Origin of the sequence: Streptomyces venezuelae (assembly GCF_008642355.1) — a bacterium.
In the GTDB taxonomy this organism is placed as follows: Bacteria; Actinomycetota; Actinomycetes; order Streptomycetales; family Streptomycetaceae; genus Streptomyces; species Streptomyces venezuelae_B.
Genome location: NZ_CP029193.1, coordinates 3,765,196 through 3,779,132, shown reverse-complemented (window position 1 = coordinate 3,779,132; position 13,937 = coordinate 3,765,196). Strand labels below are relative to the sequence as shown.

Below are 13,937 nucleotides of genomic sequence, written 5' to 3'. Positions count from 1 at the left end.
CTGTCTGTCACGCGTGACGCAGGTGACGCGACGTGACGCAGAGATCGGCCGTCTGCGTCACGTCCGTATGCGCAGCTCAGCGGGGGTTCTCGGGGTGCTCGTGACGCAGGTGACGCAGCGTTTCCCACTTAGGAAAAAAGGGGGGCGTGTCTGTGGTGGTGTGAGCGGCTCAGGACGTGAAGAAGGAGCCGCTTCGCGGCGCGTCCGATGCGGGCGGCGGTGCCGCCGAACAGCAAGAGGAGCACGCCGCGGCGGGGTGCTCCTCTTGCTTGTGTGCCGGTGGGGCGGTGCGCCGCCGGTTAGAACGCTTGCTGCTCGGACGCTGGCGTGCCCGGTGAGCGGGTCATTTCGAGGTAGCGGCCCTCACGGGTGCGCCCCGAGTCGATGAGGACACCCCGGGCGGCCAGGGTCGGTTGGAGGCGCTTGAGACGGTCCGAGAGGACCTTGCCCGTGGTCGGCCACCCCTTGGGCAGGGGACGGAAGTCCTCGCCGCTGTAGAGGCCGCTGAGGCAGTGCAGCCACTCCGTGGATGTCATCCGCAGGGCTGTACCGGGCTCGATGCCCTCGGCGTGCTTGAGGACGGTCTGTGCGAGGAGATCGCCCTCGATCACGTCATCGTTCAGATCGTCCAAAGCCGCCCGGTAAGCGGGCAGCACGCCCAGACCGGTCGCGGCGTCGAGCTGCGCGCACAGGTGCGCGAAGTCCGCCATCCGCAGATCGGTCGGCGTCTCGGCTTCGGTCGCGCGAACCTTGACGGTGAGGTCGAGGAGCGAGCCCAGGACAACGGGCAGCACCTCGGCGTACTCCGCCCACAACTCCGCCTCGGTGCGCCGGACCCGGGGCCGTACCAGGCGCAGGGGTAGGAGCCGTTCAGCGAGGTCGGGGCGGATGACGCCGACGTCGATGCCCGTCATGAGCAGCGGGCGGCGGTAGCCGACGCGGAACACGTCTCCGTCGGTGAACAGAGCGCGCTTGACGTTCTCGGCCCCGGTGACGATGCAGCACATGGCATCCGACAGGTCCGGCGTCATGTAGGAGAGGTTGTCCAGGGCGGTGACCCAACCGGCCGCCACGGCCGCGAGCAGGTTCTCCTCATCCTTCGGGGCCCGCCGCAGATCCCCGCTCATGCCCTCCACGATCCTCAGGAGCATGCGGCCCGCGGTGGATTTGCCCGCGCCCTGCGGCCCGGTCAGGAACGGGGCCGGGACGGGCACCGACGGGCCCAGGCAGCCGATCAACCACGCGATGGCCAGGCATTCGGTCTCGGCGGTGGCGAAGTTGCACAGCCGCATCAACAGGTCGATGCCCTTGCCGTTGGTGTCCTTGGTCGGCAGGGGCAGTTCCCCGGTGAGCTGGGTGCGCCGCCAGCACACTTCCCGTGGGTCGGGAACGGCGATGTCCCACCCGGTGGGGTGGATACGCACGGACTGCCCGTCACTGCGGCCCAGGTCCAACCAGGTCGCCCCGTCGTATCCGGGGGCGACGCGGATATGCACGGCCTGTACGTCCTCGCTCAGCGCGAGGGCTTCGATCAGGTCCAACGCCTCTTTCAGCGCGGTGCCGTTGAACACGCCAAGCCCGTCCTTGAACAACCCGACCATGAGTTCTTGGCGGTGGCTGCCGGTGGTGCCTTGGGAGCGGATCGGGCGGGCGACGGGGTGGCCGTTCTTCTGGGCGTAGACGGTCCCGTCGGCGGTGCGAAAGTACCGGAAGTGGCTTTGCGCGTAGTCGGTGATGACTTCGCGCGCGGGGTTCTTCTCGTCCTCGGACATGTCACAGCCCCAATGTGGTGCGGGCGTTGGCCCACGCGTCGGTGCAGTGCCGGGGCGTCTCGCCCTTGGTCTGCGCGGCGGCGAACAGGCGCGTGATGTGGGTGGCGGTGAGGCAACCGCACCGGCCGTGTTTGGCGAGCACGGCCAGGAAGGTGCGGTAGACGGTGGCGTGCACGCCGGTGGTGGCCTGGGTGATGCGCTGCTCGGCCATGGCCAGGCCACGAGCCAGGTAGGTCGGGGTGCGGTGCGGGCACGAGCCGCCCCCGACCGGCGCGGGCACGGTGACCGCCTGAGGCGCGGTCCGGGCCGGTGCTGGCTTCGTGACGAGATCGCGCACGGCGTCCGGCAGGGCGGTGATGGTGCCGGTGCCGTGACCGAGCCAACGGGCATAGGCCATGGTCGACTTGATGTCGACGCCGGGGCGGACCGCGTTGGCGGACTGCATCACGCCCAGGTAGATCCAGTGCTCGCCCCGGGTGGTGGGCACGGTCTGTGTGGCGGGCAGGTTCGTACGGGCCCACGCGATGGCGTCAGCGTCGTCCAGGTCCACGACGGTCAGTCCCGCGCCCCCCGGGTGGTAGGCGACCGCGCTCGCGGACAGCCATGCCCGGCGCCAGGCGGTGGAGGCGATGACGTCCGGGTCCGTGGTCGCGGCGGCCCAGGCGTGGCAGGGGGCGGGGCAGGTGCAGGGGCCGGGGGTCTTCATGTTCGGCCGGCCGCCGCACGCGTTGGTCGCGCAGCGGGGGCAGTTGCCGAAGGGGACCTTCCCAGCCCGCAACGGCAGGACCTGCACGCCGGAGGCTGCCAGGGAGAGAGCGGTACGCAGGTGCTCTCCCGAAACGTCGGTGGGTTGGGTCATGCTGGAGACCTCCATCAGGTCTGTAGAGGACGGATGGACAAGGGCGGCCCCGGACTTTGGCGAGACGGGGGCCGCCCTTGGCGTTACGGCTGGTTGCTGGTCTTGGCCCACACGCCGGATGTGCGGCTGTGGACGGTGCGCCGGTCCTGGTGCACCGGGCCCGCGTAGTGGTGGTGGATGTCCGGGGCGGGCTTGGCACGTCGGGCGAGGCGGGCGAGGGCGAGCACGAGGAAGCTGGGGGCGCCGAAGACGAGGCCGCAGACGATCGGGTCGGCGAACTGCGAGACGTACATCAGTACTCCGGCGGTGCCACCGACCATGACGGTGGTGGTGCCCCCGGCGAGTAGGAGCACGCTCGCGTCGGTGGCGCCCTGGCTCATCGGGGGGCGTCCGGGCTGAGAGATGGCCGGGGCGTCGCCGTGGGCGGGCACGGGGGAGGGATCGCGGTAGGCGGTGGGGCGGTAGGCGTCGTCGATGATCCGGCGTGCCTCAGTTGCAGCCTGCTCCTCGCTCAGACCGGCGCCCGGTGCGCCCGCCTGCGGGGTGCTCTTCTTGTACATGCGGAATCCCTTCATCGACGGTTCAGGGAGGCAGAGACACCCCCTTCCGGGGATGCCGTGGAGGGGGTTTCGGGGGGTTGGCCTGCAGTGCCTCCCTGCCTCCCTGAACGATCATTCGTGCAGGTCAGGGCCAGGGAGGTGGGTCAGGGAGGCGGTCAGGGAGTTCTCCCTGCCTCCCTGGCCCGAAGCGGCTCGGCTCCCTCTAGTCGACGTGCGAAATGGAAGCATCCGAATCCTCGTCGTCGGGGCGGTTTGCGAGGGCACGGGCGACCCGGTCGCGTCCGACGACCATGCGCCCGTCGGACTTGTACGGGTCAGCGCCAGCGTTCTCCAGGACGCGCTTGAGGTCACCGAACGACCAGCTTCCGTACGCGTCCTGGCTCAGGGCGGCGAGCCGCTGAAGGACGGTTTGGGTGAGTACACGGGGTGCGTCCCCGAGCACGGAGAGGATGTCCGTGAGCGGGTCGCGCTGCTCGCTCCGGTCGATGGCGTGCAGGGTGGTCACCCCATCGCGCAGGGCCTTGGCCCGCTCGGTGATGGCCTTGGCTGCGTCGTCGTCGATGTAGTGCGTGCGCACCGTGATGGACGACTGTCCGGCCGGGATGGTGATGCCGTCGGAGGCGACGACCAGGGTTCCCCGGTCCAGGCCCGGACGGAGCAGGTTCGGGGCGGCGCCGCCGTCAACGGCTTTGTCGCCGAGCGCCATGCGGGCTTGCGACTCGGTGCCCAGGGCGAGGGAGGCGCGGGTGTGGGCGCCCTCGCGGACCAGTTTGGGCAGGTTCTCGTTGGTCGGGTCCTGGGTGCCCTGCCACATCAGGACGTTCACGGCGCGGCCCTGGTTGTGGATTTTGCGTACGGCCATGAAGTAGCGGGAGTTGGCCTTCGAGCCGCCGTAGGGACGCTTCTGGTCGTCCTTGGCCGGGCACATGAACGCCACCTGCGCCTCGTCGACGAGCACGATCAAGGGCGGGTAGGTGGTTCCGGGCGGGGCCTGGATACGGCGGTTCATCTCCTCGACCGCACCCTCGACCATCTCCGTGACCTCGATGACGTGCTCGTCGGTCGGCCCCTGGATGAGGGTGGAGGCCAGGCCGTCGAACATGGCCCAGTCGCCGACGCCCTTGAGATCACCCATGAGGAACTGCACCGACCTGTCCAGCGCCAACCACAGCGCGAGGGAGCGCAGCGCGACGGTCTTGCCCTGGTTGGACAGGCCCGTGATGAGCAGGTGGCGTTGGTAGAGGCTGAGCGCGGCGGCGTCCCCGCGCAGGTCCTGCCCCCAGGGGGCGCGGCCCTTGGCGTAGTCGGCGGTCATGGTCTCGTCGGTGACCAGCGGGGATGGGCCGATCGGTTCGTCCAGCGCACCGGAGTCGGCCACCCACAGCCGTACCGTGCGGGCGGCTTCGGGGATGGTGATGAACACCTCGTGCTCGTGCCGGGTCAAGTTCTCGGCGAGCTTGCGGCGCCGCTGCTGAACCTCGACCGTGGACACCCCGGACGGGAGCGTCACGTCGACCTCGACGCCGCATCCCGCGATCCGGATCGGCCCCAGCATCGCCGCCCCCGCGTCGCCCATCTCCTTGATGGCGTTCCGCAGCGCGGGCACCCCCAGATCGCGCAGTGCCTTGACCACGATGGACGGGGTGATCGGCTCGCCCTCGCCCGACTGGACGTTCGCCGGAAGCGCCCAGTTCGGCGCGGCCTGCGAATGACGGCCCACGCTCCACAGGGCGAGCAGCGCCAGCAACGGGCCCACCCGCAGGGCTGGGCCCCACACGACGGACACGATGGTGATGAGCAGGCGGATGAACTCGACGACTGCCATCAACGGCGTGAGCACATCGGTGACGTCCTCGTTCGCGATGGCCAGCACCACCCCGAGCCCGACGAGCGCGCCGATGCCCGCCCCGGTGCCGACCGCCAGGCCTTTGGCTACGTCGACGGGGGACTTGAGGAGGTCCATGCGGCGGCGGTGGCGGGCTTCGCGGAAGCGCTGCAGCCGCTCCTCCCACTCGGCGGCTACCTCGTAGTTGCCCTGGGCTTCGGCGGCGCGAAGGAGGCGTTCGTAGCGGGCGCCGGTGCGTCCGTCCCAGGCGCGACGCGTCACGATGCGGGTCCCACCGACCACGTACATGCTGTGCCGCACGGCCAACCGGCCGACCTCACGGGTGCGTTCGTGGGTGACCGCCCGCTGTATGGCACGCCCGGAGCGCACCCACAGCGGCACCGCCGGCGTGGGGGAGGGCTCGGGGACCACGGTCAGGGTCGGGCCCGGTTCCGAGACGGGCGCGGGCGGGGTTTTGTGCAGGGGAACGACGTTGCCGTCCATGGCGGAAAGGCTCCTGACTGCCCCGGACGGGGCGAGAAGACGCGGGGGACCGGGTGGCCGCCCCCCAACCGGGGCGGCCACCCGAGCGGCCGGAAGGTGCGGGCACGCGTCACACGACGCGTGAGGTGGGGACGGTCACCACCAGAAGGACGGCTTCTTGGGTACGAGGACCGGGCAGCCGTTGTGCAGGTGGTCAAGGCAGGGCTCGCACTGCCTGCCCTTGAGTGCCTTGTGGATACGCTTGTCGTGGGCGTGCGCCCAGCACTGCGGACACTCACCGCCGGGGGTCGGCTTGGGGGCCACGCTCACCACCACCCCGAGGACTTCGCGGCCTTCTTGGCGGCCTTGTCGGTGGCGGCCCGCCTCACGGCCTCGTCCCGCTCGACCTGAAGAGCGTTGATCTCCGCCTGAAGCCGCGTCTGCGCCGACTCCCACGTCGCCGCGGCCTTCTCTTCCGGGCGCGTGGTGCTCTTGTGCCGCACGACCTTGGCGGTCACGCTGCCCATCGCGGACACCAGGGCGCGGCGCTCGGGTCCGTTCAACGCCCACATCTCGCGCTTGGCGGCGGCTTCGAGCTTGCGCTGGGTGGTGCGGATCTCGCGGTCAATCTGGTTGGTGTCAGGGGTACCCACAGGGGCTCTCCTCGTGAGGAAACGTGCCTGGTCAGGGGGTAGACGTGCGGGAGCGTCCGTGCCGCTCAGGCGGCATCACGGGCCGGAAGAGCGGCGGGCGCAAGGAAGCGGAGCGCGGCCACGGCCTGGTGGGGAACCACGCCGTTGCCGAGCGCTTTGAGCTGTGCGGAGCGGGACAGGCTGGGGACGTCGGTGACGTGGCCGGCGGGCAGGCCCATGAGCCATTCGACGAAGACGGGGCTCAGGCGTCCCACAGCGTCAACTGGTCCTGGGGCGCGCTGCCCGAGCGCCGTTTCCCAGCGCGTGATGGCCGAGCCGTACTCGCCCCAGTCGATCGGGCTGCGGCCGGCAGGTTGGCCATCTCCGCAGCCAGGCACTTGCCGTGGGTGCCCGCTTCCTGCGACGGGGTCCGCTTGGTCTGCCGGTTCTCGTTCGCCGACGCGCGCGGGGTGGGCAGCAGCGAGACAACGTGCCGCAGGTTCATCCCGCCCTGCGCGGCGTGTCCGGGACCGGTGTTCTCCGAGGTCGACGGGGTCGGCAGCAGCGAGCCCACGGCGGTCGGTAACTGCCCGCGCTGACCGCCGCCCTTCCAGTCCCTGGCTGCCGGGGTCGGCAGACCATGCGAGGACGAAGAGTCGGTTGCGTTGGTGAGCCGCGCCCACGTCAGATGCGCGAAGAGTGCACCAGCGCGCATCGAACCCGAGGGCGGCAAGGTCAGCGAGGACGGTGTCGAATCCGAGAGAAAGGTGCCCTGCGACGTTTTCAAAGACCGCGTAGCGGGGTCGTAGAACGCCAAGGGCACGGGCGATGTGGGGCCAGATGTGCCGGTCATCGGCGGTTCCCTTCCTCTTGCCGGCGGAGCTGAATGGCTGGCACGGATAGCCGCCGCAGACCACATCGACTGACCCGACTCGGGAGAAGTCAGTGGTGGTGATGTCACCGAGGTTCGGCACGTCAGGATGGCGGTGGGCCAGGACGCGGCTCGCGCCGGGGTCGTTGTCCGCCACCCACGCCAGCTCGCCGCCGAACACGGCCTGCACGGCCATGTCCAGACCGCCGTAACCGGTGCACAGAGACCCGATCCGCAGGCCTCCCATCACGCCACCCGTTTCCAGGCGGCCCGCAGCCGGACCTCGGAAGCGGAGTGCCCGGAGGCACGGAAGCGGGTGGCCATGTCGCGGTAGGACAGGGCGGGGTCCTCGCTCGTACGGATCGCGTCGACCAGCTGGTCGAGTGCGGCGTCCGTGAGCGCGGGCGCGGCCGCATCGAGTGCGGGGACCTGTTCGCTCGGCCCCCACACGGGCAGTTCCCAGCGGGCCGTGACGCCGGGTGTGACGGGTGCCGTCACGCTGGTCAGAGCCTTGCCGGTGCCTTCGCCCTTGCGGGCCGCTTCCAGCGTTGCCCAGGCTCCGGACAGGGTGTGGGCCGTCTTGGCCTGGACGCGGGCGACGCGTGCCCCGGCGGCCGTCACGGCCGTCAGCCGCGTCTCCTCCGTGGCTGCTTCGGCACGCAGCAGGGCACGGGCCACGGCCGCCTCGTCACGCGCCTCTTGCTGGATGCCTTGGATGGCGTCCAGCGCGTGGGTGGTGAGCGCGGTCCGTTCCCACAGCCCGTGCACCAGCCAAAGGGCCTTCGCAGCGATCGGGAGCCACGCGACCGCCAGCCATGCGCCGGCAGAGTCCTCGACGGTCGCCGCATGGGAGACCAGGACCCCGGAGGCCAGAAGGCCGAAGGACCAGCCGATAGCGGTCACTACGCGGTTATGGTCGCCCTGCGCAGCGAGGCGACGCTCATAGGCCAGGGTGGCCAGCCAGCCCCCGTCGATCCCCAGACCGACGACCAGAGCGACCAGCCACGGCACGGCCGACCCAAGCCACATCATGACCACGGCCAGGGTGAGCACCATGGACACGGCCGTCATCGCGACCGCGGGCAGTACCGTCTTGCCCCTCACAGCGCACCTCCCGCCTGGAGGAGTGCGACGAGCACGAGCAGGGCGCCGCCTGCGCGGGTCAGGTCGACCGCCCGCTTGAGGGCGGTGAACTTGCGGACCGCGATCCGGGCCAGACCCGCGATGTCCCGCGCCCGCTGGTCTTCCGCGAGTTCGGCGGTGATCTCCTCGGCGCTCAGCGTTGCCCACAGCGGAAAGCCGTGCCGAACGCTCAGGTTCGGGCGGACCGACGACAGCAACAGGCCCGCGGCGGCGAGCAGCAGCGCCATGCCCAGACCACCCACCGTGCAGGTAGGCACCGTCAAGGCCGTGTCCTTGGCGACCGTCCACGTACCGGCGAGCAGAGCGCCGACGAACGCCAGGAGGAGACTGGTCTTGGAGTCGGTACGCGCGATTTCCGCCTTCACCTCGGCGTGTGCCGCCGACAGGTTCAAGTCCGTGACACTCACGCACCCACCCCCGCGGTGACGGTGGTGGCGTTGGCGAGAGCGCGGCGGGCGGCGAGCACCTTGCGGTGGGCCCGCCGGATGCGCCGCGCGTCGACCTCGTTCGGGGCGCGGTCGAGGGTGATGATCTGCGCGTCCAGCAGCTCGACGCCCGCCTCGATCAGCGGCATCTCCCGCTCGATCGCGTCCAGCTCCGTGGCCGAGGGCTCGTGCCACGGCTCGAACGCGGTAACAGCCTCGTGAACAGTGACGATGTGCTTCATGGGTCGTGTTCTCCCTAGCAGGTGGCAACGGCCCCAACAGAGCCCCCGGAGTTGCACCTCCGGGGGCTCGCGCCGTTGTTGTGGGAGCCGCGCGGGAAGCGCGCGGCACGGCCGAGAGAGTCGGCCGCGATGCCCCGAGCGGGGCGGGTGGGTACTACTCGTCGTCGGCGTCGGTGCTCGCACCGCCGCCCATGACGACGTCTCCGTAGACGACACCGCCGGAGACGCCGATCTGGTCCCCAAGAACGATGTCCCCGCCGAACGTGACGTTGCCGCCGAAGTCGAAGACGGCCCCGTTGTTGTCACTCATGGATAGCTCCTTGGTGAGAGGGACGTGCACACGGTCGGACGACCGCAGTGCCCCGGGCGGGATTCGATCCCGCGCCCTCGCGGCCGGATTCCGGGGCGGTAGTACATGTCTCCTTCGGGAGCCAGAGCTCCCGTCGTAGGCGTATGGAGACGTGACCTTTCGGTCTAAGCCCTCCGGTCAATGACAAGGCGCCGGGTCGCCTCCCCCCGTCCGATGCGGGGCTCCTGGTCGTGCGATCGTGCAGGTCAAGCGGTGGGCGGCAGGGATCTTCACGCAGAAACGAGCTATCCCGCCCACGTTGCTCATGCGGCAACCACCGGAACGCTGTCCCGGGACTGCCGCTGGGCATGGCAAGAGACTGGCACTAAGTCCCGGGACTGTCAACAGTCCCGGGATAGCCGTCAATCCCGGGACTGTGGTTCACTGGCCTGGTCGATGAGGAGGGGTTCTGTATGGCACCCAAAACGCCGCAATGGCGTGGACTCGCGGACCAGATCGCGCGGGACATCGCGGCCGGCGCATCCGGATACCGGCCTGGAGATCAGCTCCCGCAGATTCGGGACCTGGTCGCGCAAGGCAAGGGATCAAAGACCACCGTCCTCGCGGCCTACAAGGCGCTGGAGGCCGAGGGTCTGGTCAGCATGGTCCGCGGGCACGGGACGAAGGTCCGTCAGCGCCCGCCGCACCAGATCCGCCGCCACCAGGAGCGATACGTCTGGGAAAAGAAGCTGGCGCTACGGCCCGATGAGGTGCGCCGCACCAGTGGCGTGGTCGACAAGGACACGGGCCTGGAGCACGACGAGATCGCGACGCATGCGACGTTCAGGGCCATCCCAGCCGATGCAGATCTCGCTGAACGGTTTGGTGTGGAGGTGGGCACCCTGATGCTGCACCGGCAGTACTGGCACAGTGCCGGGGACGATCCGACCGCGCTATCGCTGATCGACTCCTACCTCGTCCACGAGGTTGCGGCCCGAAACCCTGACCTGCTGGACAGTGCCAAGGAACCGTGGCCCGGGGGGACGCACCATCAGCTGAGCACCGTGGGCATCGAGATCGACCGTATCGACGACGGCATCAGGACCCGGCTTGCCACCCAGGCCGAGGCCCGGAAGCTGGGCATCCCGACCGGTAGCGCGGTACTCCTCCTCGACAAGACCAGCATCTCGACCGAGGGCGACGTCGTCGAGTACTCGCACGTGGTGCTCCCTGGCGAGCGCACAGAGCTGTGGTACTCCGTGCCGCTGGAGAGGTGGACCCCATGACCCGGATCATGTCGGTCGTGACGCCGGTCCACGACGCGGCGTTGCCCTTCCTGCCCGAGGCCTTCGCCTCGCTCCGTTCGCAGGAGCTGCCCAGTGGCTGGGACTGGGAATGGCTGATCCAGGTCGACGGCGGCAAGGCGGTCGATGTGCCTGCCGACATCCGCGAAGACGCGCGCGTCGCGGTCAGTGACAACAGGCGCGGCGGCCCTGGAGTGGCCCGGACCATGGCGTGGGGCCGCAGCAAGGGCGAGCTGGTGAAGGTCCTGGACGCTGACGATGTCCTGCCCGCCGGCGCCCTCGCCCGTGACCTCGAGGTCATGGAGGCACACCCGTCCGTCGGCTGGACGGTGTGCAAGGTGCTCGACCTCATGCCGGACGGCTCACTGGTGCACTACACACTCGGCGACCCGGACCCCGGCCAGCTCACCCGGGGGGAGCTGTACGCCTACTGGTCCACCACGCACCGGCCCGCGGTGCATCCGGCCTCGCTCTGCATCCGGGAAAGCCTGCTCGCTGAAGCCGGGGGGTGGATGGCCCTGCCCGCATCGGAAGACACTGCCCTGTTGCTGGCCCTCGACGTGATGGCCGACGGCTGGTTCATCGGCGAGGCGGGACTCCACTACCGCAAGCACCCAGACCAGACGACCGCCCACCCGGACCACCGTGACGGTGCTGAGTGGGAAGCCCGAATGGGAGCTATTGGCAAGCATGCGGCAGCCCTTGCCCATAAGTACCTATCCACAGGCTGAACGCTGCAAATAAAAGCCCTCGGGTGCTACGCCCGGGGGCTTTTGCAGGCCGGTCTGATAGAGGCGTACGTGGCATCGCGTGGACTATGAGGCCGTTTCTGTGTCAGGACGCAAAAATTTTCCTACCCGGTCAAGGCTGCTCACTCCGCTCACCGCGAGCGGCCCGGCTCCCGCACGGCCTGCGCCACTGTCTCCGCCCAGCGCCCGTGCCACACGCACGACAAGTGGCCATCTGAAGTCAGAGTGGGCGTTCATCCCGGCTGGGGCGTCGACTCCACGGCTTCAAGACGGCCATTCTGGGGCAGTCCTCTAGGTTATTCAGGGCTCCAACTTCATTCTTTAACGCATAGGCCCATAGAGTTCCGGCAGGCTGAAAGTTGAAGGCACGATCCTCACCTTAAATCAGCTTTAGGCTCCGGTCGCTTCACTGGCCTATTGGATAGGCTTAATCAGCTTCGCTCCAGAGGCGCTTGAAATTAGGTGATGGGGCCTACCCTGCAACATTCCTGCAAGAGCTTCGGCCTCCTCGCTCGTCGCGAAGATAATCTGCGCTTCGCTGCCGTTCACATTCGCGGCGCGACCTAGAAGCGCGGAGAAACTCAACCTATTAGTTTCTTGTTGGCGTGGTTCATCAAAGATAAGCAAGCGAGCATGATTGGTTGAGAAGTTCAGGCCCGCCTCAAGAAATGCTAGGAGGTAGGCCCAGATCACACGGATCATATCGCTAGCCGACAGGTCGAATCCTAGGTCAAACCCTTCGTGGATGGGGCGATAGGTGTCGGGCGAGATCTCAATGCTCTCAGCGTCTAGCGAGTTGAAGTGATAACTCCTGAGCTGTTGCCGCAAAGAATTCTGCAAGAACGCGATCTTCGCGGCATCTTGAGGTGATTGTCCTTGTTCAGCAAGAGCGCGCAGAGCGCCTCGGTTATGCGACCACGCAACTGCCCTCGTGCGAAGGTCGTTACTGGCAGTGAGAATCTCAGCCTGCACCGATCGCAATGCCTCGATCCGATCCTGCAGGCGGATTCTTTCAGCCACAGTCGCAACAGAGGGCGTCGAAGAGGGGGAGGTGAGCGATTGCTTGACGGCTCGAATTCCCCTACGGACCTGAGACATTCTGTCGCGTAGACCTGCCACTTTTGCTTGCTGGTTTTCGATTACCCGTTGCATGTCCGTATGCATAGCCCGGAACGTTCGAAGCTCTTGCTCGATGTACGTGATGCTTTCGTCTGGTGACATAGGGTTCAGAGTCACATCGAAGCCATCCGGCAGCGCCTGCTGACATGTAGGGCATGTCGATTCTCCTCCAATGACAGCGGCATGATCCGAACCGAGCCGACGCAAAAGAGCCGCATCCTTATGCCTTTGCAAGTCCTCCTCAAGGGCTTCGACCCGGAATTCTAGTCCATCACGTCGTGCGCTCGACTCAGTAAGTGATTCGATCTCGTCACGTAGCTTCGCGGCGATAACAGTTAGCTGTTCCTGAGCGCGTGATAGTTCGAAATCCAGTTGCTGCGAGCTCTCCTCGACTGTGGGAACCTCCACGCCATCCAACTCATCCAGACGGGCCTGTAGCAAAGTAATCTCGTCATCGATTGTGATCCATTTGCTATCCGAAGCAATGACTGCCTCGATGGCTACAGCAGCAGCGTCCAGTACGGGTCTCTGCGGCACACCGCGCAGTACCACAGCAGCACCCTTAGTGGTACCAACAAGCCGATCGACGACTTGTCGCCACTCGCTGTCCATTTGAGATCCAGCAGACTCTAGTCGTTGCCGTCGTAGCACGGCGGAATACTCATCGAGGTTCAAGATAAACTCGGCGGCCCTACGGCTCACGTCTCGAATCATGAAGTGAGTCGGGATGCGGGCCTGAATGCCGGACCATCCATGTTTCTGCTCTACAAAGAAATATGGAAAGAGGCACTCTAGGTACAGTGGGCCCTCGCTACCATCCAGGCGGGAAACCTGAGGAAGTTCCCACCCCAGGAAAGCAGCCAAGCGATGGTGAAATCCCCTGTCCCTGATGGCAGCTCCAGGACGGCGGACGAAGTAATCGGTCCCCCTCTCCATGGGCAATCCTTCACTCAAGCAGGGGCCAGTGAACTCCTCAACTAGCGTCATGTGCTTGGTAGCACTCTTCACATGACGCCGAACAGTAATGACATGCCCTGAAGAGTTCTCCACCTCCAACGCTACCCACGACTCGAGGACAGAAAAATCGCGCCCATCTACCTCAATAGAGTCCGTCATAGCGTGTGGCAGCGGAATGTCACGTCGGGCACTCAGCATTCCTTCTAGACCCAAGGCGTAGATGACCGCCTGCATGCAAGTCGATTTTCCGCTGGAGTTGTCGGCCCTTAGAACGTTTAGCCCGCTCACGAATTGAAGATCCGCACCACACAAGGGACCTTCAGTTACGACGCGCAGCTGCAGGTTGCGGATCTTGAGCATGTTAGTTCCAGTCCATGAGTTGACGGATAGACTTTTGCGAAATCTTCCCAGGGAACGCCCTCAGAAAGTCTTTCTCCTCAGTCAGCACCGCATCGTGACGCCAAACATTCCGCGCTAGCGACTTACCCTCGGGTGTTAGAGAAATAGCTTGACTCGGCTTGCGGAATACCAAGCCACTGGAAATAGCAATAGCGATCGTTCGGCTCAGTACCGGATCGTACCTGACCGCAAATTCGTCAGGTGCTCTTTCTCCGTTTTTCCAGGACAGCACCATATTTCGAGTGGATCTCGACCGCATAGCCCAAACAAGCAAATGAAGCTGTTCAACATTCGCTGAGCTCGCGTGA

General features: G+C 67.0%; 14 protein-coding genes and 1 pseudogene. 2 read left to right on the top strand and 13 right to left on the bottom strand.

The features are described 5' to 3' along the window. Positions 1-299: 299 nt before the first annotated feature. From DEJ47_RS17405 to DEJ47_RS36455, 12 genes and pseudogenes are all read right to left on the bottom strand, one after another. Positions 300-1,772: an ATP-binding protein gene (locus DEJ47_RS17405; RefSeq protein ID WP_150169406.1), complete on the bottom strand. Its 1,473-nt coding sequence runs from the start codon at positions 1,770-1,772 to the stop codon at positions 300-302. Between the two features lies 1 nt (position 1,773). Then, a complete protein-coding gene (locus DEJ47_RS17400) occupies positions 1,774-2,631 on the bottom strand; it encodes a DNA primase (protein ID WP_150169404.1) in 858 nt (285 codons plus the stop codon). An 83-nt stretch (positions 2,632-2,714) separates the two neighbouring features. Then, on the bottom strand, positions 2,715-3,191 hold the full coding sequence (locus DEJ47_RS17395) for a hypothetical protein (protein ID WP_150169402.1): 477 nt from the start codon (positions 3,189-3,191) through the stop codon (positions 2,715-2,717). A 202-nt stretch (positions 3,192-3,393) separates the two neighbouring features. Further along, positions 3,394-5,520, bottom strand: a complete 2,127-nt coding sequence (locus DEJ47_RS17390; RefSeq protein ID WP_150169400.1) for an FtsK/SpoIIIE domain-containing protein — start codon at positions 5,518-5,520, stop codon at positions 3,394-3,396. A gap of 135 nt (positions 5,521-5,655) precedes the next feature. Further along, positions 5,656-5,823, bottom strand: coding sequence for a pRL2-8 (locus DEJ47_RS17385; protein ID WP_202456939.1), 168 nt, complete (start codon positions 5,821-5,823; stop codon positions 5,656-5,658). Between the two features lie 2 nt (positions 5,824-5,825). Next, on the bottom strand, positions 5,826-6,152 hold the full coding sequence (locus tag DEJ47_RS17380; RefSeq protein WP_150169396.1) for a hypothetical protein: 327 nt from the start codon (positions 6,150-6,152) through the stop codon (positions 5,826-5,828). A gap of 65 nt (positions 6,153-6,217) precedes the next feature. Beyond that, positions 6,218-6,406, bottom strand: coding sequence for a hypothetical protein (locus tag DEJ47_RS36950; protein ID WP_223828793.1), 189 nt, complete (start codon positions 6,404-6,406; stop codon positions 6,218-6,220). A 414-nt stretch (positions 6,407-6,820) separates the two neighbouring features. After that, a pseudogene (locus DEJ47_RS36945) lies at positions 6,821-7,198 on the bottom strand (DNA cytosine methyltransferase); the annotation flags it as partial. Positions 7,199-7,248: 50 nt separating this feature from the next. Continuing rightward, complete coding sequence (locus DEJ47_RS17370; RefSeq protein WP_150169394.1) at positions 7,249-8,106, bottom strand: protein spdB; 858 nt, start codon at positions 8,104-8,106, stop codon at positions 7,249-7,251. Continuing rightward, positions 8,103-8,552, bottom strand: a complete 450-nt coding sequence (locus DEJ47_RS17365; protein ID WP_150169391.1) for a Pycsar system effector family protein — start codon at positions 8,550-8,552, stop codon at positions 8,103-8,105. The genes DEJ47_RS17370 and DEJ47_RS17365 overlap by 4 nt, the downstream gene beginning before the upstream one ends. After that, positions 8,549-8,812 carry a DUF6284 family protein gene (locus DEJ47_RS17360; protein ID WP_150169389.1) on the bottom strand — a complete coding sequence of 88 codons (264 nt, stop codon included), beginning with the start codon at positions 8,810-8,812 and terminating at the stop codon, positions 8,549-8,551. Before DEJ47_RS17360 ends, DEJ47_RS17365 begins: the two co-directional genes overlap by 4 nt. A 154-nt stretch (positions 8,813-8,966) precedes the next feature. Further along, the gene (locus DEJ47_RS36455; protein WP_190415449.1) at positions 8,967-9,122 is read right to left on the bottom strand and encodes a hypothetical protein; all 156 of its coding nucleotides are present in this window, start codon (positions 9,120-9,122) and stop codon (positions 8,967-8,969) included. A gap of 452 nt (positions 9,123-9,574) precedes the next feature. Between DEJ47_RS36455 and DEJ47_RS17355 the strand changes: the two genes are divergently transcribed. Continuing rightward, on the top strand, positions 9,575-10,387 hold the full coding sequence (locus DEJ47_RS17355; RefSeq protein WP_150169387.1) for a GntR family transcriptional regulator: 813 nt from the start codon (positions 9,575-9,577) through the stop codon (positions 10,385-10,387). Next, a complete protein-coding gene (locus tag DEJ47_RS17350; RefSeq protein WP_150169385.1) occupies positions 10,384-11,136 on the top strand; it encodes a glycosyltransferase family A protein in 753 nt (250 codons plus the stop codon). The genes DEJ47_RS17355 and DEJ47_RS17350 overlap by 4 nt, the downstream gene beginning before the upstream one ends. A gap of 432 nt (positions 11,137-11,568) precedes the next feature. Here DEJ47_RS17350 and DEJ47_RS17345 read toward each other — a convergent pair whose 3' ends face one another. Beyond that, positions 11,569-13,590: an ATP-binding protein gene (locus tag DEJ47_RS17345; protein WP_150169383.1), complete on the bottom strand. Its 2,022-nt coding sequence runs from the start codon at positions 13,588-13,590 to the stop codon at positions 11,569-11,571. Between the last annotated feature and the right edge of the window lie 347 nt (positions 13,591-13,937).